General features: G+C 62.6%; 30 protein-coding genes. 18 read left to right on the top strand and 12 right to left on the bottom strand.

Translation table 11 applies throughout. The features are described from left to right. Positions 1-56 precede the first annotated feature (56 nt). Both ATN00_RS12485 and ATN00_RS12480 read left to right on the top strand, forming a co-directional pair. Entirely contained in the window at positions 57-1,157 is a 1,101-nt protein-coding gene (locus ATN00_RS12485; RefSeq protein WP_062065044.1) for a DUF4238 domain-containing protein, read from the top strand. Between the two features lie 298 nt (positions 1,158-1,455). Next, a complete protein-coding gene (locus tag ATN00_RS12480) occupies positions 1,456-1,944 on the top strand; it encodes a GFA family protein (protein ID WP_062065041.1) in 489 nt (162 codons plus the stop codon). A 155-nt stretch (positions 1,945-2,099) separates the two neighbouring features. Here the strand turns inward: ATN00_RS12480 and ATN00_RS12475 are convergent, their stop codons facing one another. Further along, a complete protein-coding gene (locus tag ATN00_RS12475; protein ID WP_197413594.1) occupies positions 2,100-2,651 on the bottom strand; it encodes a DUF1993 domain-containing protein in 552 nt (183 codons plus the stop codon). A gap of 109 nt (positions 2,652-2,760) precedes the next feature. Between ATN00_RS12475 and ATN00_RS12470 the strand changes: the two genes are divergently transcribed. From ATN00_RS12470 to ATN00_RS12460, 3 genes are all read left to right on the top strand, one after another. Beyond that, the gene (locus ATN00_RS12470) at positions 2,761-2,970 is read left to right on the top strand and encodes a hypervirulence associated TUDOR domain-containing protein (protein WP_062065038.1); all 210 of its coding nucleotides are present in this window, start codon (positions 2,761-2,763) and stop codon (positions 2,968-2,970) included. After that, the gene (locus ATN00_RS12465) at positions 2,970-3,506 is read left to right on the top strand and encodes a DUF488 domain-containing protein (RefSeq protein ID WP_062065036.1); all 537 of its coding nucleotides are present in this window, start codon (positions 2,970-2,972) and stop codon (positions 3,504-3,506) included. The genes ATN00_RS12470 and ATN00_RS12465 overlap by 1 nt, the downstream gene beginning before the upstream one ends. 78 nt (positions 3,507-3,584) lie before the next feature. Further along, positions 3,585-3,860 carry a hypothetical protein gene (locus ATN00_RS12460; RefSeq protein WP_062065033.1) on the top strand — a complete coding sequence of 92 codons (276 nt, stop codon included), beginning with the start codon at positions 3,585-3,587 and terminating at the stop codon, positions 3,858-3,860. 137 nt (positions 3,861-3,997) lie between these two features. On the opposite strand, the gene ATN00_RS12455 is transcribed toward ATN00_RS12460, so the two are convergent. From ATN00_RS12455 to ATN00_RS12445, 3 genes are all read right to left on the bottom strand, one after another. Beyond that, complete coding sequence (locus ATN00_RS12455; RefSeq protein ID WP_062065030.1) at positions 3,998-5,047, bottom strand: sodium:calcium antiporter; 1,050 nt, start codon at positions 5,045-5,047, stop codon at positions 3,998-4,000. A 153-nt stretch (positions 5,048-5,200) separates the two neighbouring features. Further along, positions 5,201-6,670: an amidohydrolase family protein gene (locus ATN00_RS12450; RefSeq protein WP_062065027.1), complete on the bottom strand. Its 1,470-nt coding sequence runs from the start codon at positions 6,668-6,670 to the stop codon at positions 5,201-5,203. Between the two features lie 244 nt (positions 6,671-6,914). Then, positions 6,915-7,292, bottom strand: coding sequence for a SpoIIAA family protein (locus ATN00_RS12445; protein ID WP_062068748.1), 378 nt, complete (start codon positions 7,290-7,292; stop codon positions 6,915-6,917). A gap of 200 nt (positions 7,293-7,492) precedes the next feature. Between ATN00_RS12445 and xth the strand changes: the two genes are divergently transcribed. The 3 genes from xth (at position 7,493) to ATN00_RS12430 (ending at position 9,381) form a co-directional block, all read left to right on the top strand. After that, positions 7,493-8,314, top strand: coding sequence for an exodeoxyribonuclease III (gene xth / locus ATN00_RS12440; RefSeq protein ID WP_062068746.1), 822 nt, complete (start codon positions 7,493-7,495; stop codon positions 8,312-8,314). A gap of 2 nt (positions 8,315-8,316) precedes the next feature. Continuing rightward, the gene (locus tag ATN00_RS12435) at positions 8,317-8,694 is read left to right on the top strand and encodes a hypothetical protein (RefSeq protein ID WP_062065024.1); all 378 of its coding nucleotides are present in this window, start codon (positions 8,317-8,319) and stop codon (positions 8,692-8,694) included. A 111-nt stretch (positions 8,695-8,805) separates the two neighbouring features. Then, entirely contained in the window at positions 8,806-9,381 is a 576-nt protein-coding gene (locus ATN00_RS12430) for a hypothetical protein (RefSeq protein WP_062065020.1), read from the top strand. Between the two features lie 6 nt (positions 9,382-9,387). On the opposite strand, the gene ATN00_RS12425 is transcribed toward ATN00_RS12430, so the two are convergent. After that, a complete protein-coding gene (locus ATN00_RS12425) occupies positions 9,388-9,978 on the bottom strand; it encodes an alpha-ketoglutarate-dependent dioxygenase AlkB (RefSeq protein WP_335338073.1) in 591 nt (196 codons plus the stop codon). A gap of 104 nt (positions 9,979-10,082) precedes the next feature. Next, positions 10,083-10,391: a TFIIB-type zinc ribbon-containing protein gene (locus ATN00_RS12420; protein ID WP_062065018.1), complete on the bottom strand. Its 309-nt coding sequence runs from the start codon at positions 10,389-10,391 to the stop codon at positions 10,083-10,085. 498 nt (positions 10,392-10,889) lie between these two features. Between ATN00_RS12420 and ATN00_RS12415 the strand changes: the two genes are divergently transcribed. Continuing rightward, entirely contained in the window at positions 10,890-11,498 is a 609-nt protein-coding gene (locus tag ATN00_RS12415; protein WP_062065017.1) for a flavodoxin family protein, read from the top strand. Between the two features lie 31 nt (positions 11,499-11,529). Further along, positions 11,530-12,750: an NAD(P)/FAD-dependent oxidoreductase gene (locus tag ATN00_RS12410; protein ID WP_062065009.1), complete on the top strand. Its 1,221-nt coding sequence runs from the start codon at positions 11,530-11,532 to the stop codon at positions 12,748-12,750. A gap of 21 nt (positions 12,751-12,771) precedes the next feature. On the opposite strand, the gene ATN00_RS12405 is transcribed toward ATN00_RS12410, so the two are convergent. The 4 genes from ATN00_RS12405 to katE form a co-directional block, all read right to left on the bottom strand. Continuing rightward, complete coding sequence (locus tag ATN00_RS12405) at positions 12,772-13,038, bottom strand: DUF2171 domain-containing protein (RefSeq protein ID WP_062065007.1); 267 nt, start codon at positions 13,036-13,038, stop codon at positions 12,772-12,774. Positions 13,039-13,063: 25 nt separating this feature from the next. Continuing rightward, a complete protein-coding gene (locus ATN00_RS12400; protein WP_062065005.1) occupies positions 13,064-13,330 on the bottom strand; it encodes a hypothetical protein in 267 nt (88 codons plus the stop codon). Beyond that, a complete protein-coding gene (locus ATN00_RS12395; protein ID WP_062065003.1) occupies positions 13,323-13,628 on the bottom strand; it encodes a DUF3175 domain-containing protein in 306 nt (101 codons plus the stop codon). The genes ATN00_RS12400 and ATN00_RS12395 overlap by 8 nt, the downstream gene beginning before the upstream one ends. A gap of 248 nt (positions 13,629-13,876) precedes the next feature. Beyond that, positions 13,877-16,048 carry a catalase gene (gene katE / locus ATN00_RS12390; protein WP_062068742.1) on the bottom strand — a complete coding sequence of 724 codons (2,172 nt, stop codon included), beginning with the start codon at positions 16,046-16,048 and terminating at the stop codon, positions 13,877-13,879. Positions 16,049-16,239: 191 nt separating this feature from the next. Here katE and ATN00_RS12385 point away from each other — a divergent pair, with 191 nt between their 5' ends. The 8 genes from ATN00_RS12385 to ATN00_RS12350 all read left to right on the top strand — a co-directional run bounded on the left by ATN00_RS12385 (position 16,240) and on the right by ATN00_RS12350 (position 21,423). Continuing rightward, positions 16,240-16,983, top strand: a complete 744-nt coding sequence (locus ATN00_RS12385; protein ID WP_062065001.1) for a Crp/Fnr family transcriptional regulator — start codon at positions 16,240-16,242, stop codon at positions 16,981-16,983. Next, a complete protein-coding gene (locus ATN00_RS12380; protein ID WP_062064998.1) occupies positions 16,980-17,165 on the top strand; it encodes a hypothetical protein in 186 nt (61 codons plus the stop codon). The genes ATN00_RS12385 and ATN00_RS12380 overlap by 4 nt, the downstream gene beginning before the upstream one ends. Before the next feature lie 185 nt (positions 17,166-17,350). Beyond that, entirely contained in the window at positions 17,351-18,352 is a 1,002-nt protein-coding gene (locus ATN00_RS12375; RefSeq protein ID WP_062064996.1) for a sensor histidine kinase, read from the top strand. Between the two features lie 11 nt (positions 18,353-18,363). After that, positions 18,364-18,933: a CinA family protein gene (locus ATN00_RS12370; protein WP_062064995.1), complete on the top strand. Its 570-nt coding sequence runs from the start codon at positions 18,364-18,366 to the stop codon at positions 18,931-18,933. Between the two features lie 13 nt (positions 18,934-18,946). Further along, positions 18,947-19,453, top strand: a complete 507-nt coding sequence (locus ATN00_RS12365; RefSeq protein ID WP_062064994.1) for a hypothetical protein — start codon at positions 18,947-18,949, stop codon at positions 19,451-19,453. Then, positions 19,453-19,935, top strand: coding sequence for a DUF421 domain-containing protein (locus ATN00_RS12360; RefSeq protein WP_062064992.1), 483 nt, complete (start codon positions 19,453-19,455; stop codon positions 19,933-19,935). The genes ATN00_RS12365 and ATN00_RS12360 overlap by 1 nt, the downstream gene beginning before the upstream one ends. 107 nt (positions 19,936-20,042) lie before the next feature. Further along, positions 20,043-20,555 carry a hemerythrin domain-containing protein gene (locus ATN00_RS12355; RefSeq protein WP_062064991.1) on the top strand — a complete coding sequence of 171 codons (513 nt, stop codon included), beginning with the start codon at positions 20,043-20,045 and terminating at the stop codon, positions 20,553-20,555. A 10-nt stretch (positions 20,556-20,565) separates the two neighbouring features. Further along, positions 20,566-21,423 (top strand): glucose 1-dehydrogenase, encoded by an 858-nt coding sequence (locus tag ATN00_RS12350; protein WP_062064989.1) that lies wholly within the window; start codon positions 20,566-20,568, stop codon positions 21,421-21,423. A gap of 91 nt (positions 21,424-21,514) precedes the next feature. On the opposite strand, the gene ATN00_RS12345 is transcribed toward ATN00_RS12350, so the two are convergent. After that, on the bottom strand, positions 21,515-22,063 hold the full coding sequence (locus tag ATN00_RS12345) for a DNA polymerase Y subunit UmuC family protein (RefSeq protein WP_082635200.1): 549 nt from the start codon (positions 22,061-22,063) through the stop codon (positions 21,515-21,517). Further along, a complete protein-coding gene (locus tag ATN00_RS12340) occupies positions 22,041-22,301 on the bottom strand; it encodes a DNA polymerase Y subunit UmuC family protein (RefSeq protein WP_062064985.1) in 261 nt (86 codons plus the stop codon). The genes ATN00_RS12345 and ATN00_RS12340 overlap by 23 nt, the downstream gene beginning before the upstream one ends. Positions 22,302-22,633: the final 332 nt, after the last annotated feature.

The following is a 22,633-nucleotide window of genomic DNA, read 5'->3' as shown; positions in this document are numbered from 1 at the left end:
AGCCCTGTTACCATTTGAAGGACGTCGATAACTAAATGCATTTTCCTCGAGGATCGATGTTTCGTTGGAATTGGGGGCTAGTCCCTACCGATGGCGACGTTGTTCCATTCAGCCGACTCAAGGCCGGTAGCGGTGGGGCGGGGAGAAAGCTTCGCAAACATCACTATCTGTCGATCACCTATATGGCTGGTTTCACAGGCCCGGACGGCCGAGTCTGGGCTTACTTTGACGACAAACCTGATGATCCGCAGCCATCACAGCCTGGCTCGATCGCGTATCGCAAACTATATTATTCGCTCCCATCCAAAGATGGCGGACGTGATGACACGTCGTGGGAAGATCATTGGAATCGTGTGGAGACTGTGTGGCCTATCACTGTCGCCGCCGCGCGTGCGAAGCGCCTGTCGCCGGCTATTTCCTTCAATCTACTTGGGATGGTTGCGATCCTAATGGCGCGTGTGCCGGCGGCGCGTGAACGACGTGAATATCTGCTGGCACAAAAGATGCGCGCGGAGATCCAGACTTTAGAAGCGGTCGGGGCGCTGCCTGCGGATCTGGCGGAATATGCTGGGAAGCTCGACCACGTCCCCGTTGGCATCAATCCCGAGCAGAGCCTAGCCAATATGCCCCAGGACATTATGGGTAGTGGCGATTTGGCCTTCCGAATGGGCTTTGAGGTCCTCCACAACAAGACCGACTTGCCGTTCCTGACTACCGACAATCCAGTTTGCTTCTACGATCCCGACCAACCAGTTCATGCTCGCATACCTTACCCCGAGGATGGAGAGATCGAGCTCATTTTCCCAATCGATGCAGGTATGGTGCTACGCGGATCGACGCGCCTTCGTCCGGTAAACAGCGTTATGCGGCACCGTGTGCTGAGCGACAAGGCGAAGGTTCGCAAGATCAACAGGACGGTCGCCCAGTTCGGCTATCGGCTCTATATTGCTCGGGACCGATCTTGCGACGACCTGGTGCGGCATTACGCCGCGACCGTGCCCACGGTGCACGTCGATGTAGAGTTCGAGCCTGGCCATCTGCGAATGATTTGGCGGCATCTATTTGGGAAACGGCCCATTCTGTCGCCCTATGTTGATACCCCAGAGAAGGCTGCGCGATTGACAGAGACTATGGAGCAAGATGGCTTCTTTAATTAGCTCCCTCCGTTGTGTGCCCCTAGTCGATAATTGCCACCCGGAACTTGTTCACCCGCTTTCGGTCCTTTCTGAGCCGTATGCCGAGCATCTCGTTTACACGAGAGGGTCAGTGTCTCAGATGTCTGCTTCCTTGTTTCTCGAGCTGAAAGCTGCCTTGCAGCTACCGACCCAGTTGCCGCAATTTCTGGCGGTTGAATGAACGGCAGCTACCGACGGACGATTTCGGGGCTGCGAACGGCGGCTCTGTTGGCGGAACTTGCCCATCACTTAGCGGTTCGTCGTGCGAAAGGATCTGGCCATGCCCTTGAAGCTCCTCGGGTCGTGCCGCTGCGGCAAGATTCGCTTCTCCGCCGACAGCCACGCACCCGTGCCGTTCATGCGATGCTATTGTTCAATATGCCGGAAAACTGCAGGCGGCGGCGGATACGCGATCAATCTTCACGCCGACAAGCGGACGCTGGAAGTAGAAGGTAGAACCGCCGTGTATCACGCCGAGTTGGACGATGGCCGGGGCGGATGTCGCGTCAGCTCGGGCGAGCGGCATTTCTGCCCTACATGCGCCAGTGCGCTGTGGGTGTTCGACGCGGAATATCCCGATCTCTGCCACCCCTTCGCATCGGCGATCGACAGCGAATTGCCGAAGCCTCCATCGCTCGTTCACATGATGCTCTCGTCAAAAGCCAGTTGGGTCGAGCCTGAGATCGGCCCACACGACCAGTGTTTCGAGGAGTATCCAGACAACGCGTTAGAGGATTGGCACCGAGCGCACGGTCTTTGGATCGACTAGCTTTTCCAGGGTTGCGACGAGCAAGTTCGCGCAAAATGGCGTGCGGTCGAGCCTACCAGTCGTCATAAAGGCGCCGCGGTCAGACTGAGGGAAGAGCAGCTTCCGCGATTATCTATTGGTGCTGGAATAGCCAAAATGCCGGCGAGAGCCGTCCATTATTTGGCCGATCTGGTACGCAGCCGACCTTCATAGTCGCGTTTGCCTATCGGCACGCCCCTCGAACGCAGGATGTCGTAGGCGGTAACGGCGTGAAAGTGGAAGTTCGGTAGCGAGAACGAGAGAATGAGGGTCTCGGACGTGAAAGCGAGCATTCGCGAGCCGATCTGAAGATCCAACTTCTTGCCCGCCCAAGCGTTGACTTCATCAGGGGTGAAAGCCTCCAGCGCCTTTTCTGCCTTGCCCATCATGGCCTGAAGATCAGCAAAGGGGACCGGGCCAACCAGAGCGGGCGGGGCGAACATACCGGTTTTCGCAGCTTCAAGCCCCCACACTGCATGGTGCCAGGCCGCTTCGATCTGAAAATGAAAGGGGGCCATGTCGTCGAAGAGGCGGGCGGTTACGAAATCGTCCGGGTCGGTGCCCCTATTCATGCAGTGCGCGACCGCGCGATCAAGAAAGCCGCGGACAGCCCTTACGGTCTGAAGGAAGGTCGGCACGCTCAGGTCATAAAGCGATATTGTCATTGACTTGCCCTCCCCCTGGGCCATCGCGCGCACCCATTATTGAGCATGTGGCCGGATGGCGGGAATGGCAAGATGGTCAGGAACCAATGGCTTGTCCTGACGATTGACCGAAGGGTGCCGAGAGGAGGATGGTTTGGCGAAATTTGCCGTTGGCGATCATGTGAGCTGGAATTCCGAGGCTGGCCGCGTGGCCGGCCGGATCATTCGGGTTCACCGCGCCGACTTCGACTATAAGGGCCATCGGCATCGCGCGTCGCGGGATGATCCGCAATATGAGATCGAGAGCGACAAGACTGATCACATAGCGGCCCACAAGGAAGCGGCATTGACCAGAATCAAGTGATGACCGCGCAATTCGTCACCATCGGTCATTCCAGCCGGCCTCTCGACGAATTCCTCGACATGCTGCGCGCCGCGCGCATTGGCCTGCTGATCGACGTCCGGACATTTCCGCGATCGCGAACCAACCCGATTTATAATATCGACACGCTGCCCGAAGACTTGGCCCGCCTGCAGATCGGCTATCGCCACTGGCCTGCCTTTGGCGGACGGCGCCCGCGGCAGCCCGGCGTCGACGAAAGCGTCAACGCGCTGTGGCGCGTGCAGAGCTTTCACAACTATGCGGATTACGCGCTGGGCCGCGAATTTGCCGCCGCTTTCGAGGAACTGGTGGCGCTTGGCCACGACCAGCGCCTCGTGCTGATGTGTTCGGAAGCGGTCTGGTGGCGATGCCACCGCCGCATCATCGCCGACTATCTTCTCCTGAATGGGCATGCGGTCGACCATGCGATGACGCCGGGACGGCTCGAAAAGGCGGCACCGACGCCAGGCGCGAAGCTGACCGCCGAGGGGAAAGTCGCCTATCCCATGCCCAGCTGATCGCGGTTGAGGATATGGCCCGGTCACAAGTCTGGATGGTTCCATGACTGCCAGCAACGGGCGAAAGTGCGACTGAGGATGACAGAAAAGCTCACCTTCATCGATCATCTGGTGTCGCGCGAACATCGGTTTTCGATCGGCGTCATCGGCGCAACGCGTGAAAAATATCTCTCGATCCCCGTGACCAACCAGCGCGTCGATTATGAGAAATATTACCGGATAGACGATGCCATGTTCGACCGCTTCGCCGCGAACCCGCTCGATGACTTGCCATTTGTCGAGCGCTGTCGGCAAAGGCGGGAAGATTCTCGCCTGATCCTTCAGCCGGGCGCGGACCGTGGAATTGCGTCATAAGGCGCCGCATGCGCCTTCCCGACGCCATCCGTTCAGCATGTCCCAAAGTGCCGCGACGATCAGGAGGCGATGAGAAACCATGAGCCACGAAAATCGCTTAAGCTATTTGGCCCCCGATCGTCCCCTTGGACACGTGCCTATTCCCTGGCAGGAAGTCCTGCGAGCAGTGCGGCGCCAAGCGCGAAAGCGACGATGACGACCGCGGAGTCCACGCCCATCTTGAGGATCGTGCGATTGCGATGTTCGAGCAGGCCGACCATGAAGACGCCGATCAGTACGGCGCCCAGCAACGCGGAAACCGTCTCGAACGCCCCTAATGTGCGCACCACCGGCTCGCCCTGATAAATCAAGTCCCCCACAGGCAGAAGCGAGAGGTTGACGAAGTTGGTGCCCAGCACCTGGCCGAACGCCATTTCGGGCCGCCGAAGCTTGAGGGCGGTGACCACCGTGACCAGTTCGGGCAGCGATGTCGCGGTCCCGATCAGCGCAAAGCCGACGATCGCGCTGGTCATCCCCGTCTGCTCGGCGATCGCGCTGCCGGTTTGCGAAAGGCTGTAACCGGCCGCGAAAAGGCAGGCTCCATAGAGCGTGACGCGCGTCCACAGCGCAGCGAGCGGCGCCTGCGAAATGCCACCGTCATCCGGTTCTCCCCGCCGGGGTTCCTCATCCTCGACCTTCCAGCGCGAACGCCTGTCATGGCTCGCCGCCAACCAGAAAAAGCCAAGGCAGCAAGCGCCGATGAACAGGCTCCCCAGACCCAGCGGGCCGATCGATATGTCGCCCAGCACGACCAGCGCCGCGATCATCATCAGGATGATCATGCACAGCGCGGCCATCATCATCGTCGATGGCTGCGCCACGATGGACGTCACGGCCTTCCGGCCCACGAACGCATCGGCGACCGCGAGCAGCAGGATATTGATCGCGGCGGAGCCGAGCAGATTGTTGATCGCGAGCCTGGGATGATCGAGCGCCGATGCGGTGACCACATTGGCCAGTTCGGGCAGCGACGTGATCCCGCCCAGCAGGAGCATCCCGACGAACACATGCTCGAGCCGCGTCCGGGTGGCGATGGCGTCGAGCGCGCGTGTCAGACGCCCGCCCGCCCGCCAGATCACCGCGGCCGCAACCACGAAGATAAGGAGATTGACCCATAGCGGGTAACTGGCGGCATTTGCGAGGGGCATTGGAAGCAAACTGCGCAAAGGGGACGGCGTTCCAGATATTGCCGCGTGCCACGGCGACGCAGGATATCGGCCGAGCGGATCGGCCCAAACGAATGCACCAGCTTCGGCAGGCGGCGCTAGAGCCGGGCGCCTGGGGTGAACACCCCCCTCACCTCACGCGACGTAACCATAGCGCCGGTTGCTTGGCGCCGCGCCCCTGGCGAGATAACGCGCCTTGTGAGCGTCGAAGCGGTCGGCGGTTCGTCCAGACAGGAGGCTGAACAGGCGCGACGCATTGCCGCTGAAGATCGCCGTCTTGATCGGCCCCTCTGCCGCGCCAAGCGGTGCAAAGCCATGCACGCGCTGCATCTCCTCGGGAATTTCGAGCCGCCGCAGTCCTTCGATCTGCCATTGCGGCGATCCGGTCCAGACCGCGTCGGTGCCCCAGACGATCCGTTCGGGTCCGAGCCCCTTGACGAGAATGCCCAGCATCACGGCGGCGACGCGCGGATCGTCGACGATCGTATTCGCGAAGCTCTGCCCGATATCGGCATAGATGTTGGTCAGGCCATGCGCCTGCGGAATGTCGGCAAGGTCGCTGACCCAGGACAGCCGGCCGGTCCGGGAGAATTCCGCCCATGCCTCGCCGGGCTCGCCGCCGACATGACGATAGCCGGCATGGTAGATCAGGAAATTGAGTTGCGGCCAATCGCTGGCTGCCCTGGCGACATCGCTTACGTCGGCGAAGCGGCGAAGATGCGGATAGCGCTTTTCCAGCGCCGTCGAGAACAGGCCCTTGTGGATGCAGATATTGGTGAGCCCGGCTTTCACCGCCTTTTCATAGAAGGGATAGACCAAGGCCTCGTCATCCAGCCGCCAGGGCTTCGCCAGATCCTTGTGGGTGTTGTCGCCGATCGTATAGCCCTTGAAGGCATCGGGCTTGAGCGCGATGTCCCGATCGATGGCATCGAGCCAGCCCGGCGCACCGGGCTGGATAATCGCATGAGCCATGGCACGGCGCGATCCCGCCTCGCGGTTGACGCGATCGCGCGCTTCCATCGCCATGGGATTGGTCAGGAACCAGTCGCGCTCGATCTCCGACGGCGCGCCGGAGATCAGCGCCACCTTGGTGTCGCTGTCGAGAAACATCTCCTTGAACCAGTTACCGAACTTGAGCTGCTCGATGCTCTGCGGCTTGCCCTTGAGCGCCGGATTCCAGCCCTTGGCGGCGGCATCCTTGCGCATGTCGACAAAGCGCAGCAGCCGGGTGTCATCGCGCAGGAAATGGGTGTGCACGTCAACGATGTGCTGGTCGCGAAGCGCCGAGCTTCGCGCGGCCGCCGCGCCCGGTTCGGCCGCTTCGGCGGGGTCCACCGCAAAAAGTGGACCGAACACGCCGTTGATGGCGGCAAAGGCAGCGGCCATGCCCCCCGATGTTCGGAGAAAGCCACGCCGGTCCAGCCCATGGCGCGGCGCGAAGCTGTCGGCGATATCGAGCAGCCTGCGTTCGACCATCCGCTGCCGCTCGGTCTGCGGCGTGGGCACGAATTCGTCGCTCGCAACAATCTGGGTGGGGACAGGAAGGCCGGTGCGAAGCTCTTCCGCGCCCGAACGGCGTTTTCCCCGATCCCACCTCTTGCTCATTTCGCGGCCCTCCTTTCTTCCTATGCAGGTCGAGCCGGCATCATCGATGTCCGATCTTCAGTTGGCCCGGAACCGTCGCCGAGCCTCGACAGTAAATGTTGCCATGCGCGGGCCGGTTCCCGGAGGACGCCGACGTTGGGCAGAGAAGGCTTCGAGTCGTTGGCCAGCCGGGCCGAAATTCCCGGCGAAGTTAGAGCCCAGCCGAGGACAGAGTTGCGCCGTTCGACGCGCTGGGTCGCTGCCCTCAGAGCGCGGGCTTGCCCTCCACCCAGGCGAGCGCCTCGTCGCGCTGATGCGGCTCGAAGACCTTGTAGCTGATGAATGGCAGCACAGCGCTTTCGATGCGCGTTCCGATCCGGAGCCAGGCCTGATCGGCGACCACGGCGACACGGCCGAACCGGGTCAGCTTGCCGAACAGCGGCATCGCGCGGGCGATATAGGAAGGCAGGCCGGCGAGTTCGATTCCGTCGATGCCGTAAGCCTCGACGAAGACATGGATCTTGTCGTGCCGCGCCATAACGTTATCCAGACGGTCCATCACCGCGTCGAGGTCAGGCCCCATGACCTTGTCCGTCACCTTGATGGCGATCACATCATCGGCGCTACTGATAAATTCGATCACGGCCACCACTCCTCCGGTTGGCGAATCGCGTTGTTCAGCCCGTGCCAGCATCGCCATTCCGTACGGCGCCGACTGAAGAAGCAATCGTAACCGGAACAGTTTGTTCCGATCGCGAGTATTCAACAAATGGCGCAACCGGCATCATGGCAGGCAAACAAGGTCGCGCCAACAAAGCGCTGCCTGACCTGCGGTGCGCGGCCATGAAGATTGCGACCTATAATGTGAACGGCATCAATGGACGTCTGGCCGTGCTGCTGCGCTGGCTGGAGCTGGCCGAGCCCGACATCGTCTGTCTTCAGGAATTGAAGGCGCCGCAGGAGCGTTTCCCCGAAATCGCTATCCGGGACGCGGGCTACCGGGCAATCTGGCACGGCCAGAGCCGCTGGAACGGCATCGCGCTGCTCAGCCGCATCGGCGAGATCCACGAGACGCGGCGCGGTCTGCCGGGCGATCCGGAGGATATACAGAGCCGCTATATCGAGGCCGCCGTCAACGGCGTGCTGATCGCCGGGCTCTATCTTCCCAACGGCAATCCACGGCCCGGCCCGAAATATGATTTCAAGCTGCGCTGGTTCGATCGGCTACACGCGCATCTGGCGACGCTGATCGACCTCGACGTGCCGGTGATCATTGCCGGCGATTATAATGTCATGCCGACCGATCAGGACGTCTATGCGCCGGAGCGCTGGCGCGACGATGCGCTGTTCGCCCCCGAAGTCCGCGCCGCCTGGCAGCGTTTGCTCGACCAGGGCTGGGTCGATGCCATCCGGCATCTCCACCCTCGCGACACCCTCTATACTTTCTGGAAATATTGGCGCGGCGCCTTCGAGCGCAATGCCGGCCTGCGGATCGATCATTTCCTGCTCAATCCGCCTGCCGTCGCGCAGCTTGCCGCTGCCGAAGTCGATACGCGCGTGCGGGGCTGGGAGAAGACCAGCGACCATGCGCCGGTCTGGATCGAACTGACCGAAAACGGCAAGCGCAGAGCCAGACACGCAATCAAAGCGGAAAGGAAGGCGTGACGATGGCGCGCTCTATCGCAGGCTGGAAACTCCAGCGCGAAGATCGAGCTGTGCTGCTTGCCCGCTTTCCGGCCCGTTACCGCCGCACCGTCGCCGATCACGTCACGTTGCGCTTTGGCACCGATGCCGATACGCCACTGCCCACGGCCGATCGTGGCGAGGTCATTGGCGAGGCGGATGACGGCGCCGGTGTGCAGGCGCTGGTCGTACGGATCGGCGGTACCACCGAGCGCGGTGACGGCAGCCATTTTCACATCACTTGGTCCCTGGCTGATGGGCGGCAGGCCCGGGAAAGCAACGACGTCATTCGGGATCATGGCTGGCGCGCGATCAATCCACCGCTCGCGATCCGACTCGAACCCACACGCTGGTCGCCCTGAGATGCAGCTCTATCTCGACTGCGACGGCGTCCTCGCCGATTTCGACCGCGCCGCGACCGAACTGCTCGGCATGCCGCCACGCGACTATAAGAAGCGCCGGGGCATCGCCGCGTGACGCGCAAGCAGAAGCTCAAGGTTTTCCGCACCCCGATCGGATTTCACGATGCCTATGTCGCCGCACCGAGCCAGAAGGCGGCGCTCGACGCCTGGGGCAGCGACACCAATCTCTTCGCCTCGGGCGCGGCCGAACAGGTGGATGATCCCGAGTTGATGCGCGAACCCCTCGCCAACCCCGGCAAGGTCATACCCCGGACGCGCGGCACGCCGGCCGAACATATGGCCGCCTTGCCCAAAGACAGGCCGCGCCGGATGCGTAAGTCTGACGCCAAAACATCCCCGCCACCCAAAGCCGCGTCCAGGCCATCTCCAAAGCCAAAGCGCGTGCCGCCGCCAAAGCCGCGTCCTGACCGATCCGCGCTGGATCGCGCCGAAGCGGAACTGAGCGAAGCCGAAGGACGACATGATGCAGCGAAGGCGGACCTTGCGCGGCGCCAGGCCGAACTGGACCGCGAACGGCGAAAGCTGGAGGCCGAACAGGCGCGCGCGTTGCGGGCGCTCGGACGTCGACTGGAAAGCGCCCGCGGCAGATATGAGCGGGCCATGCGGGCGTGGCGGGCAGAAGGATAAATCCGCTCAACGAGCGCTGGACATGGCGCTCGACAGGCTGCGGAAGGTGATCGACCAGCGGGGGCGGGTCAGCGGCAAGATGCTATGCTCCCAACCGTGCCGGGCTTCGCCGCTCAGATGATAGATCGAACGCGGCGCGAGCAGCGCGGAGGTTCGCTCGAATTTCCCGCCCATTCGGCGTCGGAAGCGCATTTTGGCTGGCTCGCCCAGCGAGATGCCGATGACATGCTCGAAGACGGGTCGATCACGATGCCAGCCAATACCGGCGCCCGGATCGTAGCGAATGAGCAGCGCCTGCACGAGGTCGGCGGGATCGAGTCCGGCAAAGTGCGCGGCGCGGCTTCTGAACGGCTCCAACCAGCCGGGCATGGGTTCGGTCGGCGCAAACCGGCCATTCGCGAAATCGTAGCTCCAGCCATAGCTGTGGGTCAGCCGCTTGCCAGTCCACTGCTGAAAGCGAAATAGGCTGAGCGCGCTCTCGTCGATATGCGCGATGAGGCCGCGTTCCTCCTCGGCTGTGACGTCACCATCGCGATAAGCGAAACCGGCAAGCAAGGGCATATCGAAGAGATCGATCAGAGCCGCATCCGCCATCATTGAATATCGTCCATCATGTCGGATTTTGCGGCCGGGGCGATCGATCAGCGACCGCCCGCAGGCATTGCTCCCCGGCAGGAGCACCGCCGAGCGCGCCATCGACGCTAATCGAAAAGTTCCTCCAGGAAGGATTTCCGCCGTTTCTTCGGATAGCCCTTGTAATGCGAGCCCTGATCGTAATGTGAGCCCTGGTGTCCGGTCCAGCCGGAATCGCGAGAAGGTTGCTGAGGGGCTGGCGCGGTTCGGGGTTGCGCTTCCCCGGCGCTTCGTTCGATGATCTTGTCGAGTTCGCCGCGATCCAGCCAAACGCCACGGCATTGCGGGCAATAGTCGATCTCCACACCCTGCCGGTCGCTCATTGTGAGCGGCACCTTGCATACTGGGCAGGGCATTCCCACCGCCGGTCCTGTCATAGCTGATAATTCCCTTGTCACCTGGGGATCCGACAAAGGGCGGCGCCGGCGCACCCATGCGGGGCCCAGCCTGCCATTCGACAAATCCCGGTTTGTCCAACCGAGAAACCGATGCTGCCCAAACCGGGGGTCAGGTCGAGCCAGCATCGAGAATTCTCGATGCGGTCCGACATCACGATCGATGAGGATCGTCAGAGGGGCCCGGCCCGCCAAAGCAAAATAGGTCGCCGACGGCGATTTTCAATTGCTCCACACTTGATGGCGAAATGCGGCCACCGCGTTCCGGGCTCAATCAGCTCGAATCCAGGTTGGGCTTTGGGACCTGCGATGCCGGACGCCGGCGCTGCGGCTGAAGATCGCGGCGGGGGGCTCTCAGCTATTCGATCGTCCGGCCTCGCTCGCGCGAATGTCCTCGCCCTCAAGGAACGATGGCCGGAGCAACTGGTTTCGTGGAAGCCAGGCGCGGCGTCCGTTGCGCGCCCTACAGGAGATTGGACGATGGCAATCAGGGCATTGCCGCTCAACTGCACATTGAAGGCTGAGCGGAACAAACCTTCGTCGACCAGTGCGATGATCGCTGTCCTGGCACAGGCATTTGATAAGCAGGGCGTCACTGTCAGCGACGAGGTTCGCGTGGCCGGGTTGAATATCAAGCCCGGCGTAACGTCGGACGAGGGAGAGGGCGACGACTGGCCCGCCTTGCGCGAGAAAATCCTCGACCATGATATACTGATACTTGGTGGGCCGGTGTGGATGGGTCAGATCAGCAGCGTCGCCAAGCGCGTGCTGGAGCGTATGGACGCTTTCCTCTCGGAGACCGACGAACAGGGCAGGATGCCGAGCTACGGCAAGGTGGCGGTTGCCGCGATCGTGGGGAATGAAGACGGCGCGCATTTCTGCTCGGCACAAATCTTCCAGGCGCTCAACGATGTGGGCTGGACCATACCCGCCGTCGCCGCATGCTATTGGGTCGGCGAGGCGATGGGGTCGACTGATTTCAAGGATCTGGACGCAACGCCCAAGATGGTGAGCAAGACGGCGAAGATGCTTGCGAGCAATGCCGCGCATCTTGCCGGGCTGCTCGGCAAACACAACTATCCTGGATGACCGACCCGTCGCCCAGCCCTGCGCGTTTCCCGTGACGCTTACGGAGTCGCATGATCTGCGCAGCGGTGCCGTGCCGTGGCGCGAGTCCGGATGGCCGGCGCCGCCGTCGAACCCCTTTCCAGACGAGCCTGTCGACATTGCCATCCTTGGATCGGGCATCGTCGGCGCGCTGATCGCGGAGCGGTTGAGCGGCAAAGGACAGCGCATCGCACTGTTCGATCGTCGTCCGCCGGGCTGTGGCAGCACAGCGGCGTCGACCGCCCAGATCATGTGGGCAATGGACGTGCCGATGAGCGATCTTGCCCGAACACTGGGCGAAGCGGAGGCCGCACGGCGATGGCGACGCGTACATGATGCCGTCCTGGACCTGGGAAAGCGGATCGATGGACTTGGCATCGATTGCGGAAGGGTTGACCGCCCGACGCTCTATCTCGCCGGCACCATCCTCGATGAGGCGGGACTTGCAGCGGAAACGGAGATGCATCGCCGCCATGGGCTGCCATCGACCTTCCTGGAGGCGGACGAAATGGCGCAGCGCTTCGGCATCGCCCCGCGCGCGGCAATCGTCTCGGCGGACGGCTTTGAAATCAAGCCGGTGCGCCTCTGCCATGCCTTGCTCGAGCGCGCATGTCGAAACGGCGCGAGCGTGACCTGGCCGGTCGATATCACGGCGCTCCATCCCATTGACGGCGGCGTCCTTCTCGAAACGGCAGATGAACGCAAGTGCCGGGCAAGGAACGTCATTCTCGCCACGGGCTACGAGCGGGCGTCGCTTTTCCTGCCGCCTGCGTTCGCTTTGCATTCGACTTTCGCGATCGCCACGCCGCCCGGCTATGCGCCGCCATGGCGCGAGCAGGCGATGATCTGGGAGGCATCCGATCCCTATCTTTATGTGCGCGCCGATCGTCTGGGCCGGATCATCGCGGGCGGTGAAGACCAGGATTCTTCCGACGAAGAGACGCGGGACGCCCGGATCGCCGTGAAGGCGGGCACGATCGCAGCAAAGCTCGAAGCCATGCTGGGCGCGGGGCCGATTCCGATCGATCGCGCATGGGCGGCGCTCTTTGGCTCTTCGCCGGATGGCCTTCCCGCAATCGGTCCGGCGGCGGCGATGCCGCATGTCTGGCTCGCGGCGGGATTCGGGGGAAACGGCATCGCCTTCGCCAATCTCGCCGCGCAAATATTCGAGCGGGAACTGAACGGGGTGCACGACCCGGATCGTGACTGCTTCAGTCCGTATCGCTTTGCGTGACCGGGCCTTGCGCCGGCCCCGTCACGGCGTCCTGTCGGTCAGGGGTTCGCCGCCGTCTTCCTCTTCCAGGAGAACGGCGGCCGATCCCGCGGCCGAAAGGCGCACCCGATCGCCCTCGACGGCAGCGACGAGGCCGCCCGAGAGATAGTGATGGTGGTCGCCATGCGACCCGTTGTCGGCTTTGGTCATCTTGATCCGATCACCCTCGACCTTGTCGACCGTGCCGATATGGACGCCATCGGCGCCGACGATTTCCATATGCTGCCTGACCTGGCTAAGATCGGCCATGTGAAATGCTCCTTCCTGCGTTGCATTACTGCTGGGACGGGTAGTCCTCGGGCTTGACCGTGCTCACGCCCGGCCGGTTCTCCACATCCTCCGGCGGCTGTCCACCTTTGGTCGTGCCCTTGCCTTTCGCGGAATCCGGCCGCGCGTCGCCGAGCGGGCCGCGCGGCATCTCGTCCCGATCCAGCGTATCGCTCGGATTCCGTGCGGCACCCTTGGGCTGATTTTCAGTGGAGATATTGACGTTGCGGGTGATGTCGGCCGGCACGTCCCGCGTCTTGCTGCGGTTAGCCATGAACTTTCTCCTTGTGAGAGGAATGCGGCTCCTTGCCGAACGCCTTGCGCAACTCGTCCTTGGCCGCTTCCAGCACCTGCCGCTGTCCTTTGCCTAGATTGTCACCGGCGCGGTTGATGTAGAAGTTGAGCATGCCCATGGCCGATTGCAGCGGCGTGCCCTTGCGGCGTTTGCTCTGTTCGGCCGAGCGCTTGAGCGAGGCGGCGATCCTGGCGGGATCGTCCTGCTTGAACACGCCCTCCTCGAGGTCGAGCGCGTCCGAATGCTCGGTGACGTCCTGCGACCATTTCTTCGTCATCGCTTAATCCTTTCCAATGCCCGGTTCGGCCATGCCGCGATGCAACATCGGCCGCCGCCACCTGCCGCTTGTTCTTCCAGCCCGAATTCTCAAGCTCGGAGCGCAACTGAAAAACGGTGTTGTCGCCAATGCCGTTCCGGCGGCGAGCACGGTCCATCACGGCCTGACCCCGGCTCATGCCTCTTTGCATTCTGGCTGCGGGCCATCGGCGTCTTGGGCAGATCGGGTCAGATGAGCATTCATGAACCTCAGGCGTCGAGGTCGACGAGCGGTTCGCGTTCCCAGAAGCGAAGAGGCGCGAGCGCCGCGACGAATGCCGTCGCGTCGGCCGCCTCCTTGAGCGCGAAGCAGCCATCGTCGAGGTCCCCGGCGAGGCCCGTCCCGCTGACCAGAGCTTCGGTGCCAGGTCCAAGACCGATGAACTTGCAGTGCGCAAAGGCGTCGGTCAGAAAATCCTTGGCGGCAGCGTCGCGGCCCAGCATCTTTCCGCCCTCGTCCGATGCGACGATCGCGACCGCGTCGTAAAGCACCGAAGGTCCGCCATCGATCTTCTGATGCGCGCCGAGGATATTGCCATCGAACAACGTCGCGCCCCCGATCCGGGGCGCGATGATCTCGACCATGGCGTCCGCCTTGTCGACCGCTGCCAGGACCGCCTGGATCAGAGCTGCATCGGCCCCGTCGGTCACCAGCAACCCCAGTTTTCGGCCAGCGAAGCTTTGCGGGCCGCGCTTGACGATGCTGAGCGCATCGGAGGGCGGCAGGTCGGTTCGCGGCTGCACGGCGGCCTGTGCTGGCTTCGGCACGGCCAGCCCCAGACCCCTTGCGACGGTCCCGGCAAGATCCCCATCGATGTTGAGCAGATGCGAGACCATGCGCGAACGGATGTCCGGCCTCTCGACCTTGGACAGCTCGAAGACCAGTGCGTCGCCGATATGCTTCTGCTCGATCGGCGTCTGGCTCACATAGAATTGCACTGCCTGGCTATAATGATCGGCAAAGCTTTCGGGGCGGATGCGCAGCTTGTCGCCTTCGGGCGACGCGGCGACGCTTTTGAAACCACGCTCGGGATCTTCGCGCGGGCCGCCGATCGCCGCGCCCCAGCTATTGGGTTCATAATTGGCGCGCCCCGCCGGATTACGCATCGCCATGTGCCCGTCCTGCTGAAAATGCGCGAAGGGGCAGCGCGGCGCATTCACCGGCAGATGCGTGAAATTGGGTGAGCCGAGGCGCTTGAGCTGCGTGTCGAGATAGGAGAAGTTGCGGCCCTGGAGCAATGGATCGTTGGTGAAGTCGATTCCAGGCACGATATTCTGGGTGCAGAAGGCGACCTGCTCGGTCTCGGCGAAGAAATTGTCGACCCGTCGATCGAGCACCAGCCTTCCCACGATACGAACCGGCACGAGTTCCTCGGGGATGATCTTGGTTGCGTCGAGCACATCGAAATCGAAACTGTCCGCGAAATCCTGATCGAAGAGTTGAAGGCCCAGTTCCCATTCCGGGAAGTCGCCAGCCTTGATCGCGGCCCAGAGGTCGCGGCGGTGGAAATCGGGATCGGCGCCGTTGATCTTGACCGCTTCGTTCCACGCCACCGATTGCAGCCCGCGCTTCGGCTTCCAGTGGAACTTGACGAAGGTCGACCGGCCATCCGCATCGACAAGACGAAAAGTGTGGACGCCAAAGCCGTCCATGAAACGGAAGGATCGCGGGATCGCCCGGTCGGACATGATCCACATGACCATGTGCATTGATTCGGGCGTCAGGCTGATGAAATCCCAGAAATTGTCGTGCGCGGTCTGGGCCTGCGGGAAACCGCGATCGGGTTCGGGCTTGGCGGCATGGATGAGATCGGGGAACTTCATGGCATCCTGGATGAAGAACACCGGAATATTGTTGCCGACAATGTCCCAATTGCCTTCTTTGGTGTAGAGCTTGACCGCAAAACCGCGCACATCCCGGGCAAGATCGAACGATCCCTTCGATCCCGCGACGGTCGAGAAGCGTACAAACGCCTCGGTTCGCTCGCCCACGCGCTGGAAGATATCCGCGCGGGTGATGTCGGCGAGACTTTCGGTCAGTTCGAAAAAGCCGTGGGCGCCAAAGCCGCGGGCATGCACGACACGCTCGGGAATGCGCTCATGGTCGAAATGGAAAATCTTCTCGCGGAAGTGGAAGTCTTCCATCAGCGTCGGGCCGCGCGCGCCCTGCTTGAGGCTGTTCTGATCGTCGGCGACGGGAACGCCCTGCGCGGTGGTCAGCGCTTCAACCCCGTTTCCCGCGACCTGGCGTGTTTCGCCGCCTTGACCCTGCGGGGCGTCAAACACCGGCATCTCCGTAACCGATGAGGCGGCGGCCGCCCCTGCCTGACTGGAATTGGAAGGCGCGCGGGTCGCCGCGGCACGCGTCGGTTTCTTCGCCATCGTGCTTTCTTCGCTTTCTGCTGATTTTCGAGCGGGCATCAGGCCCATGTGCACCGAACCCGTCCCGGCCACATGAGTTCCTGTCAGACGCGGCGATTAACAACGATCATAGCGAAACTTCGCGGAAGCTGGATCGCAGGAGGTGGATCGCCCGTTCAGGACACAGCAGCCCAAACCAGGTAAACCGATCGATGTTCATGGACCGCCTTCTCGCCAACCGTCGCGGCGTTTCACTGACGCCGGAGGAGCGGGCACGGCTGGAGGGCGCGATCAGCGAGGTCCGGACATTCGATCCCCGCCTGACGATCATCGAGGCTGGCAAGCACATCGACGTCAGCACCTTCCTCCTCGAAGGGATCATGTCCCGATTCATCGAAGACAGAAAAGGCCTGCGACAGCTGGTTTCCATCCATGTTCCCGGCGAGTTCGTTGACCTGCACGCCTATCCCATGCGCGAACTCGATCATTCGATCGGCACGCTCACGGCCGTCACCGTAGCGCTCGTCCCTCACCGGGCGCTCAAGGACATCCTCGGTCCCCGGCCCGATCTCACCCGCAAGCTCTGGTTCTCGACATTGATCGACGCGGCCATGCACCGCGCCTGGCTCTTTCGGGTCGGCCGGCTCGATGCGGTCGGACGGGTCGCCCATTTCCTGTGCGAGATGAATGCCCGGCTTCATGCGGTGGGCCTGTCGGATGGGCATCGCTTCGTGCTGGCGCTCACCCAGACCGACATCGCCGAGATCTGCGGGCTGACCACCGTGCATATCAACCGGGTGCTGCGCCAGCTCAGGGAAGCCGGCCTTTGCCAGATGCGCGCGTCGCTGGTGGAAATCGAGGATTGCGAGGCTCTCGCGCGGCGCGGCAATTTCTCGCCCGATTATCTCTATCTCGCCCCTCTCCCGCAGGCGCTCAACAAGGAAATTTCGTCATGACTGGCCATTCGCCGACCGAGCCCCTTGCCGATCCCGGCATCGCCACGGCCGAGGATGGCCATGTCATTCTCGAAGGCCCGGGCGGCGTTGCCGTCACCATGACGGCAGAGGCCGCGATAGCCACGGGCCAAAGCCTGATCGAGGCCGGAGAGCAGGCGCGCAAACTTGCCGAACGCGAATAATCAAACCTCGGGCGCGAATGACAATTATCATATCGAAACAAATCTGCGCGGATTTGTCGGCAGGATCATGGTCTGTTATTCAGCACGTCTGGCCGACGGCCAACGCACGGTAGAAAGTCGGCCGCGAAGTTCATGCGCGGGCAACCCATCCTTCCCTCGCTGCGCCGCCGCAAGAAGGAGGGAACGTGCTTTTGGCGAGCCTATATTCCGAGACAAGCCCAGACTCGGCAGCCGATGCGGCGGCGTGGCTGGCGGCGATTGTCGATGACTCCACCGACGCGATCCTGAGCAAGACGCTCGATGGCACGATCACCAGCTGGAATGCGGGCGCCGAGCGCCTGTTCGGATTCCGGGAAGAAGAGGCTATCGGCCAGCCGATCGGCCTGATCATCCCGGAAGACCGCCTGCACGAGGAAGCCGGCATCCTTGATCGACTGCGCCGGGGTGAACGGATCGGCCGGCTTGAGACGATCCGGCTGACACGTGATGGGACGCCGGTTCATGTCGAGGTGACGATATCCCCGCTGCGAAGCGCGGACGGGAGGATCATCGGCGCCTCCACCATCGCACGGGATATCGGCGATCGGTTACGCCATGCGCGTGAACAGGCGCTGCTGTTGAACGAGATGCGGCATCGGATCAAAAACCTCCTGACGATCGTCCAGGGTCTGGTCAGCGTCGGCGGCCGCCGCGCCGATAATCTCGAGCTATTTATCAAGGAACTGACAGGGCGCATTACGTCGCTCGCCGCCGCCCAGACGCTGGTGCTTGAAAGCGAGGAAAAGTCCGAAGGCGATTGCGCGACATTGGGCGCGATACTCGCCGCCGTTCTCGCGCCTTATGGTGAGGACGGGATCGTCCTGACGGACTGCGATGCCGTGGTCGGACAACACGCCATGACATCGCTGGCGCTGCTGTTTCACGAACTGGCGACCAACGCGGTCAAATATGGCGGACTGTCAAATCCTGACGGAACTCTCAGCGTCGAAGTTGCCGCCGATCCTGAAAAACTGTCCATCCACTGGCGGGAAACCGGCGGGCAGCAACCGGAACACCCCCATGCCGGCTTTGGCACCAGCCTGTTGGAGGCGACGCTCAAGGGCCTGCGAGGAACGATCGAGAGACAATGGCACAACGGCGCCTTCGAGATCGTTCTCGGGCTGCCGCGCGACACCCTTGCCCGATGATGGAAAAGCCGATGTCATCGCCGCGGAACGCTAAACAGGCAGTGGATGCCGACACTCTGTCGCCGGCCTTGCCAGACGAGATCATCCAGGCGGCGATGGCATTGCTGGAAGCCGCAAGCGACGCCGAAATCGGCCTGGCGACAGCGGAAAGTTGCACCGGCGGACTGCTCGCGTCCCTGCTGACCGACATCGAGGGCGCCAGCAATGCCTTCGATCGCGGATTCGTCGTCTATAGCAAGGAAGCCAAATGCGATCTGCTGGGCCTCAGTCATCAGCTGATCGACGATTGCGGCGCGGTCAGCGAGCCAGTCGCGCGCGCCATGGCGGAAGGCGCGTTGCGCCGGTCGAACGCGGGGCTGGCGATCGCGATCACCGGCTTTGCTGGCCCCGGCGAACCCGATGACGAGCCCGGACTGGTTCATTTCGCCTGTGCGGGCCAAGGGGTAGAGACACGCCATTGCGTCCGGCATTTCGGCGATATCGGACGCGGCGCGACGAGGATCGAGAGTCTGCGCGTGGCACTTGACATGCTCGCCAAGATGCTGCCGGCCGTGGTGGGTTCTCCACCACGCACGGCCTGAAGGCTCGCGCTCCATGCAGGCGCCCGACGGCATCACCGAGGACCATGAACGCAATAGCCGGCGCGCTAACCCATGGCCGCTCGTTCTGCTGGCGGCGCTGCTGGGTGCGGGGCTGACCGGCCTTTTGGGCGGCCAGGCGCCATCGATACGGCAAGCCAGCACCCCTGCTGTCGATCTGCGCGTACAGACCCCCGAGCGGCTGCGCAGCGGCATGGTTTTCGAGACCATTATCGAGGTGACGCCGGTCCGGCCGGTCACCGACCTTGTCGTCGCCATATCGGACGGCCTGTGGCGGGAGATGACCATCAACACGATGATACCGGCGGCTGGAGAGGAGAGTCACAGGCAAGGCTATCATCGCTTCTCTTTCGGTCCAGCACGGCCAGGCGAAACCGTCCGTCTCAAGATCGACGGCCAGATCAATCCTCCGCTCTTTGCCGGCACCAGCGGCGAGATCGCCGCCTATGACGGCGAGCGCAGGCTCACTGGAGTCTCCGTCGACGTGAAGGTGCTTCCCTGATGGATATCATCCTGCGCGCCAGCGTGATGTTCTTCATCATGTATTTTCTGCTCCGGCTGCTGGGCAAGCGTGAGCTCAGTCAGGTTACGCCGTTCGAACTGGTGCTGCTGATCGTAATGGGCGACCTCGTGCAGCAGGGCATCACCCATAACGACCTCAGCATGACGGGCGCCGCGCTTGCCATTTCCACCATCGCTTTCTGGGCGCTGACCCTGAGCTGGATCACCTATCTCTCGCCGCGCGCCGAACGGATACTGGAAGGCGTGCCGCGCGTGCTCGTCAAGGATGGCGCGCTGATCGCACCAAATATGCGCCGCGACCGGATCACCCGCGCCGAACTTGAGATCGAAATGCGGCTGGCCGGGATCGCCCGGATCGCCGAGGTCGCCTGGGCCATACTGGAACCCAATGGCAAGATCAGTTTCATCGCCAGAACACAAGACGGGCCTGCCAGGCAGGAAGACGATGACAAGACGGTGTAGACGTTGATCGGAAGCCAGAAAGCGCTTCACCGCACTGCGAGTCGTTCGCAGGGAACGGACAGGGCCTTCCGCCGATTTCCGGGATGGGACTTCCGCGGAGAAAAATCATGGCCAGCGAAAATTATACCGACGCCATCGCCCTGCTCAAAGCCGATCACCGCAAGGTTGAAAATCTGTTCGAACAGTTCGAGAAAGCCACATCGGCGAGCCGCAAGCAGAAGCTTGCGCACGAGATCTGCACGGAATTGAAAATCCACACCCTGATCGAGGAGGAGATTTTCTATCCGGCGTTTCGGGGCAAGATCAAAGACAAGACGCTCGATGAAGCCTATGTCGAACATGACGGCGCCAAGGTCTTGGTCAATGACATAGACGCCGGGAGCCCGGACGATGATTTCTATGACGCCAAGGTCAAGGTGCTTTCCGAAGAAATCAAACACCATGTCCATGAGGAAGAGATGCCATCGGAAGGCATGTTCGCCCAGTGCCGCAAGACCGATGTCGACCTCGTCGCGCTGCGCGACCAGATGCTGGCACGCAAGAAGGAATTGATGGCACAAGCGAAATCGGCCGGACTACCGCTGGCCAAGCCGGCCGCGGTGCATCTCATCGCAGCTTGAAGGACGAGACATGACGGACGATCCGCGACCGCCTTATCCCGAACAGCAGCAAGCGATGCCCGGGAAGACGGAGGCGATGAATCCCCGGCCCGATCATGGTGAGAAGAGCTATGTCGGCTCCGGCCGGCTCGCCGGCAAGCGCGCAATCATCACCGGCGGCGACAGTGGCATCGGGCGGGCAATCGCGATCGCTTATGCCCGCGAGGGGGCGGATATCCTTATCTCCTACCTCGAAGAGGACGAGGACGCTCGCGAGACACAGAAATGGGTCGAAGAGGCGGGCCGCAAGGCGGTGCTCATGCCCGGCGACATCAGCAGCGCCGCGCATTGCCGGGCGATTATCGACAGGGCGATCAAGGAATTTGGCGGCCTCGACATTCTCATCAACAATGCCGCCCATCAAGCCAGCTTCGAGGACATCGGCAGCATCTCGGACGAGGAATGGAAACTGACCTTCGACGTCAATATCCATGCGATGTTCTATCTGTCCAAGGCCGCGGCGGCGCATCTTGAAGGCGGCGGAGTGATCATCAACACCACGTCCATCAATGCCGATCAACCCAATGCCCATCTCCTTGCTTATGCAACCACCAAGGGCGCGATACAGAACTTCACGATGGGCCTTGCGCAGATGCTGGCTGACAAGAACATCCGGGTGAACTGTGTCGCACCCGGCCCGGTATGGACGCCGCTCATTCCTTCGACCATGCCACCGGAAGCCGTGAAGAGCTTTGGCGAGAATACGCCGATCGGCCGGGCCGCACAGCCGCGTGAACTGGCGCCGCCCTATGTGATGCTCGCAACCGATGAAGCGAGCTATATTACTGGCGCGACTGTGCCGGTAACCGGCGGGCGCCCGTTCATTTAGTTCGAGATGACGAGCAACGGCCAGCTTAAGCCTGAATGTTCGGTTGTTTGGCACCAAAACGCGAAAACTGCCAAGCACGGTAAGCGCGGGGTCAAAAGCCCCAAGGCATCCAGGGGACGCCGGGCAAGCGGTCCGCCGTTGCCGATGCTCGCGAAGGTGTGCCGCAGCATGTGCGGAGTGATACCCTCCAACTCAGCACCCGCCGGGATCTTGTGCCAGTGCTTGGGAAAGGTGCCGAACGCATTGTGGTGAGCAGCGCGCGCGGCATGGCCGCAAGCTCTCCGACCGTATCCACGCCAAGCCGGCGCAATCCGTCGATCGTGCCGCCATCGAGCCACAGGGCCATGATGGGCAGCGGCGCAAGGCGCGTGTCGAGATCCTGCGACTGAACGATGGTGGGGTCGAAGCGCGCCAGACTGTGCGCCGCGCCATAGGTCGGCGCAATCGCGATGCGCGCGCTGATCCCGCTGTCGGCTAGGCGCCCGTCCAGATCGGCCATGAACGCCGCTTCGCCGCCCAGCAGATGCGCCGTGCCCGCCATGTCGAGGCGCAGGCCACCGGGTGGATCGGCCGCGACGATCGGCGAATATCGCCGCAGTGCCCAGATCGCGAGACCCTCAAGTCCGGCGGCATCGCCCATCTGGATCGGCTTCGTGCACATCAAGTCCCGTGACCAGCGCCTGCTCCTTGGCGACCGCCATTTCTGGCTCGATGCCTTCCGTGTGGGCCGCCTTGTTCACCGCGATAATCTGGCGCTTGCGGCCCTCCCGACCGACCAGCACCAGCGGCCGATCAGGCGGTGGCGCCAATGCGCCGAGGCTGCGCATCAGCCGGTCCGTAGGCCAGGTCGGAAGGAAGACCGAGACGGCCCGCGTCATCGCACGCCTTTAGTTCGAAGTCGGCGCAATCGCCAGCGCGTGCCCGGATCAATTCGACCAGCCAGCGCGCTCGCCTGATACCGGGGACAGGCAGCGGTTCGGACGGGAGCGCCGTCACCCGCCAGCGCGTAACGCTGGCCGTGGGCTGTCCGAAATCCGTGGCTCCCGCCATGGCGGGGAAAGACGTCCCCTGACCGCCAGCCCGCTTCGCGGTCTCGCGCCACCCCTTCGAGCGGGGTTACGCCCCCCGCAACGCCCCCGTGAGAGTGAGAGGAAGGCTGGATTTTCTTGACGGGTTGAGCGTCTGGAGAGAGGCTCTGGACCAGCCCGTC

Origin of the sequence: Sphingobium baderi, from assembly GCF_001456115.1 — a bacterium.
Taxonomy (GTDB): Bacteria; Pseudomonadota; Alphaproteobacteria; order Sphingomonadales; family Sphingomonadaceae; genus Sphingobium; species Sphingobium baderi_A.
Note: the sequence above shows the minus strand (reverse complement) of the source record. Positions and strands in the feature narration are given on the sequence as shown.